Below are 5,181 nucleotides of genomic sequence, written 5' to 3'. Positions count from 1 at the left end.
GCGACAAAAAAGTTCGCGCTGCTTTAAGGGCAGCGCGAAGAGAAATTTGTTTGGAACCATAACCTTGCCACACTTTATTGGAAGCATAAGCTTGCCGTTGCGGCAAAGTTATGGGTAAAGTCACAAATTACGAATTAGGAATTACGAATTATTTAATGGGGGTGGAGGGACTTGAACCCACACGACCTTTTAGGGTCAACGGATTTTCATTCTTCCGCAGTTTTCACTGCTACCTAATGGCAATAGCCAGCTCAGGTTTTAAGAATTGGACTCTCCCTTTACCCTCGACTTAACGTTAGGGTAGCTCCCGTCGGGTCTCTGCACCTTCCCGCAATTTTGGATTTTAGATTTTGAATTTTGGATTGAAGACTAATCGTAAATCTAAAATCACAAATCTAAAATTTTTGGGCTTGGCTCAGGATTGCCATGTCTGTTGTCAGATTTAGGTTTCCCTGAGTTTGAGAGCTTCCACTTGAGGGATTTCTCCTCCAAGGCTCAGTTATCTAAGTCCGTAGCGTCTACCATTCCGCCACACCCCCGTTACTGTTTGGCAACTAGTATAACTAGTTATTTTTTCGAGGCAGTAAATTACCTCCTCATCTATTCCACCATCAATTGTGTCTTTTGTCCAACTAGATTGAAAATATTTTTTCCAGAGTTGGAAGTTTTCCTTGTTTGGTCGTAATCAATCTGGATGAGTTTTCAATCTTGTCTGACTAGAGCAATTTTTTGCCAGTGGATTCTTGATTATAGCATAAATTCTATCTTTTCTCAGTCAATCTGGACATAAATGAGGAATTCTAGCACAGTAATGTTGAAAGCATTTAAGACTAGACTTTCCTGAGTCTGGCTCTTCAGCCTATGATGGAAAACAGATGCTTAAGACTTGAAAGTTATGATTGTCGCCCTGCTGTATCTGATTTTGGCTGGAGCTTACCTTTTGGTAATCCCGATTGCTGTTTTGCTGTACCTGAAGCAGCGTTGGTTTGTAGCTACATCCATTGAGCGTGTCTTCATGTACTTTTTGGTATTTTTCTTCTTTCCGGGTTTGTTGGTTCTATCGCCGTTTGTAAATTTTCGACCCCAACGGCGACAACTTGAAGTTTAACGAAATTGGTAGGTCATAATTCTCATGCGACGGATTGACGCTATTGGAATTGGCTTGGGTGTTTTTATTGCTGGCGGCTTGGCATATCTAGGATTGCAGCTAGTCGGTTTGGATAATCAGAAAGCTGGTATATGGAGCCAAGTCTTACTATTGAGTGGGTTAGTTGGCTGGTTAGCTACCTATTTTTTCCGGGCGATGGGACAAAAAATGACCTACCATCAACAGCGCGAACAGTATGAGCAAGACTTTCTGCAAAAGCGGCTAGAAGAGCTTACTCCCGAAGAACTAGCACGAATTCAAGCTGAAATAGAACAAGAAGAGCAATCTCAGGTGTAAAGTTATCATTGATGAGTCAAGAGTCCAAAGTCTAAATTTGGACTCTTGACATTTGACTCTTGATACTTTATTAAATGACTGCGATTTCTGATTGCTTTGAAACTCTTGGGCGCAATCGTGAGTGCGCTCTGATTCCGTTTATCACTGCTGGCGAGCCAGATTTAGAAACAACAGCAAAAGCTTTGGAGATTCTAGATCGTAGTGGAGCCGACATAATTGAACTAGGTATACCCTACTCCGATCCCCTGGCAGATGGGCCAGTGATTCAAGCTGCTGCTACCCGCGCCCTGCAAAGGGGAACGAAATTAGAGCAGGTGCTAGAAATGCTGCAAGGGATTACTCCCAAATTGCGATCGCCCATTGTCTTATTTACCTATTACAATCCAATTCTGCACCGTGGCATTGAAAAATTTCTCTCTTCAGTCGCTGCGGCTGGGGTTGCGGGATTGGTAGTCCCAGATTTGCCCTTGGAAGAAGCCGCCGGGTTGCTCCAACCAGCTAGTGAGATGGGAATTGACCTAATCTTGTTGGTCGCTCCCACCAGTTCTGCTGAACGGATAAAAGCGATCGCTCGCTCCTCCCAAGGATTTATTTATTTAGTTAGTGTCACAGGGGTTACAGGCATGCGATCGCAACTGGAAAACCGCGTGTCCGATTTACTCAAAGAAATTCGTAGTGTTACTGATAAACCTATTGGTGTCGGCTTTGGGATTTCTGAAGCTGCACAAGCGCGTCAGGTAAGGGAGTGGGGCGCAGATGCCGTGATCGTAGGTAGCGCTTTTGTGAAACGGTTAGCCCAAGATAGCCCAGAGGAGGGATTGAGTGCGATCGCCGAATTTTGTCAAAGTCTCAAAGCAGCCATCAAGACTACCAATACCAGCATAAATACTCCTCTTGATGAGACGAGGAAAGTAGAGTGAACTACCCCAACTTACCGAGTACGGTTGAAGTTGGGGCTTCTGTAATCACGGGGGAGTGCCTAAACTTAGACTTTCGCCCAAGAACAGGACTTACATCCCCTCCTACAGCAGAGACGGCTGAACCTTCCGCCTTTATTATTCTGATACCTTCTGCTCTAATATTTATGGCTGCGTTTCCATCCCTATCATGATGAGTGCCACAATGAGGACAAGTCCACTCACGGACATCCAATGACAACTCACTCACTTGGTAAAAGCAATTAGAGCAGAGCTTGGAACTGGGGAACCATCTATCAATTTCAATCAACTTTCCACCTTTACGTTCCAGTTTATAGGCTAAAAAGTTAGTGAATGTTCCCCAGCCAACAGACGCTCGTTCTCCCTTGGCGTCTCCCCTTGGGAGAAGACTCGCTAACGCTTCGCTATCAGATATTGATTTTGCCAATTTGTGATTACGATAGCGTAGCGTTAGCGAGTTTTCGAGCGTCACCATGCCTAAGACATGAAGATTCTCTACTATGACAGCTTGGCTATCGCTGACCAACTTATAACTAAGTTTATGTAGAAAATCTTGCCGCGAATTACTAACTCGCTCGTACACCTTGGCAACAACTTTTCTATATCTATTTCTTGAAATACTTCCGAGTTGCTTACGTGCTAATTTTTTCTGCTTGCGTTTGAGATTTTTCTCATGCTTGGCAATGTGCTTAGGATTATCGTAAAAAGATACTTTTTCGCCGTCGGTGACAACTGCAAAGTGTTTCAACCCTAAATCAATACCGTAAATTTTACCCTCTGAGGCAACGGGATTTTCACCCGCAGTCGCTACAAACTCCTCCACGGGAGCAACGCGCTGCTCCTCTACCTCAGTCAGGATAGATGCAAAGTATTTGCCTGATGGCGTTTTACTTACAGTAACAGTCTTTATTGTCCCCTCAATCGCTCTATGTATTTTGGCTTTCACTATCCCGATGTTACCAGGGAGTTTGAGTGAACCATCTACAATCTTGACGTTTTGAGGATATTGGATAGACTGTTTTCCAAATTTAGATTTGAACTTAGGAAATCCAGAACGTTTTGCAAAAAAGTTTTTGTACGCGGTGGTTAGATTGAGCGTTGTAGCCTGTAGAACTTGGCTATAACAATCAGATAACCACACCGTATCTTCAGCTTTTTTGAGTGCGGGTAAAAATGCGTTGAGTGCTGCACGGCTAAGTCCAAAACCCGTCTCCTTGTAAGTCTCAATTGACTTATTTAGGGCATAATTCCACCACCATCTAGCACACCCAAACGCCTGCGCTAATTGAATTTGCTGCTCAACTGATGGATATAAGCGAACTTGTACAACCTTATGCAACACTTAATATCACCTCCTTGGTATCCATATTTTATCACTTATATACATTATGTTAAAGTACCAAAATAAAATAATTCGGGATTCGTCATACATCTGGAATTGATTTTTTGCTTATGCAAAAAATCAATTCCAGATGCAATCCTCACCCCCCGCTCCCTATACCTGCCATTAGAGTACATTGAAGGTGGGGACTTCCGCGACACGTTAAAAAAGTATAACAGTGTAGTTTTTCTATCCTTGTTTGGTAGACAATTTGACCATTATGCTCTTGAATATTAACATCAGATATCAAGATGTAAAAAAACTAGCTGATACAGTCGCTTATAGTTCGAGTATTATGTGAAATCAAGTAGGCAGAAATTATGAGTGTGAGAGTGAGTCAGTCACAAATGATTATAGTTACGTCGCAATTGAGGAGCAAAGGCGATGAGTGAGAGTATGGCATTTATCGGCGGGGTTGCCGTAGCTGGGCTGGCGGCTCTCGTATTGCTCAAAGGAACAAATACTCCCCTACAACCTAACTTTGCTGTTGCTTCCCAAATGCCAGGGACTGTAGTAGCGCCGGGAATGCAGCCACAAATGTATCCTTACAGCCCTTATGGACAACCAGTGTATCCCGGTCAGGTTCAGCCAACGACTGCTGCCAGTTCTGACCAGCGTCTGGAGATAGAGAAGTTGAACACGCAGATGCAGCTAGAGCGTTTAAAAAACGACAATGAACAGCTCAAGGAACAGCTGAAGTTGCAAAATCAACAAATCCAAGGACAAGTCCAAAACTTCAATACTCAGCAGCAGTGGCAATTAGCCCAGCAGAATAACCAACAAAAAGCAGCAACATTCCAGCCGCTAAATCCTTGGTGGTCTTCACCCATGCTTTGGGCTGTGGGAGGCGCAACTCTCACTATTGGTGGTGGTGTTGTCGTTGCTGGGGTATTAGCTTTATTTTCACCACGGCAGCGTCCAGCCCGTACTGTACAAGTGATTCACCCCTACCAAGGAAATACGCCCTCTTTGGTTCCAGTGCGACGCGCTGAGTTTCTGCCTGCTTCGCGGATGGAAGCAAGACGAGTTGAAGCCCAAGAATACGACGAAATGCACTAATAGGGAAAATAAAATCATAGATGGACACAGATAATTCATCTGTGTCCATCTGTGGTTTAAAATCATCAATCAGCCTTAGTAGAGGTTTGCTTATTCCAGTAACCTCAATTTTATTATTGTCCATGTTGTTTCTCATAGAACCTCGCGGGATGTGGGAAACTCAGCGGCTTTAGAGAAAGAGAGGGAAACGGCTCGTGCGGTTTTAACCTCAGTCAGTATTAATTGCACTGGATGAGTTATAATAGTCTTATGACTCAACCTATTTCTGTTAAATGCAAGCTCATAGTACTCCCTAACTTTCGGAGCGAAATTGACCGCACGATGGAGGGGTTTGCTGATGCTTGTAATCAGATTTTGGG

Annotated in this window: 5 protein-coding genes; 4 read left to right on the top strand and 1 reads right to left on the bottom strand. The window is 43.7% G+C overall.

All coding sequences use genetic code 11. From position 1 onward, the window contains the following. Positions 1 to 895: 895 nt before the first annotated feature. The 3 genes from ndhL (at position 896) to trpA (ending at position 2,364) form a co-directional block, all read left to right on the top strand. Entirely contained in the window at positions 896 to 1,108 is a 213-nt protein-coding gene (gene ndhL / locus ACYTXL_RS08840) for an NAD(P)H-quinone oxidoreductase subunit L (protein WP_292800974.1), read from the top strand. Positions 1,109 to 1,132: 24 nt separating this feature from the next. Beyond that, positions 1,133 to 1,444, top strand: a complete 312-nt coding sequence (locus ACYTXL_RS08835; protein ID WP_461924394.1) for a DUF3007 family protein — start codon at positions 1,133 to 1,135, stop codon at positions 1,442 to 1,444. Positions 1,445 to 1,518: 74 nt separating this feature from the next. Continuing rightward, the gene (trpA, locus tag ACYTXL_RS08830; protein ID WP_461924393.1) at positions 1,519 to 2,364 is read left to right on the top strand and encodes a tryptophan synthase subunit alpha; all 846 of its coding nucleotides are present in this window, start codon (positions 1,519 to 1,521) and stop codon (positions 2,362 to 2,364) included. A gap of 1 nt (position 2,365) precedes the next feature. Here trpA and ACYTXL_RS08825 read toward each other — a convergent pair whose 3' ends face one another. Continuing rightward, on the bottom strand, positions 2,366 to 3,724 hold the full coding sequence (locus ACYTXL_RS08825) for an RNA-guided endonuclease InsQ/TnpB family protein (protein ID WP_461924392.1): 1,359 nt from the start codon (positions 3,722 to 3,724) through the stop codon (positions 2,366 to 2,368). 423 nt (positions 3,725 to 4,147) lie between these two features. On the opposite strand from ACYTXL_RS08825, the gene ACYTXL_RS08820 reads away from it, so the two are divergent. Next, positions 4,148 to 4,822 (top strand): heterocyst differentiation related protein, encoded by a 675-nt coding sequence (locus ACYTXL_RS08820; RefSeq protein ID WP_461924391.1) that lies wholly within the window; start codon positions 4,148 to 4,150, stop codon positions 4,820 to 4,822. Positions 4,823 to 5,181: the final 359 nt, after the last annotated feature.

It is taken from the genome of Nostoc sp., assembly GCF_054880495.1.
Note: the sequence above shows the minus strand (reverse complement) of the source record. Positions and strands in the feature narration are given on the sequence as shown.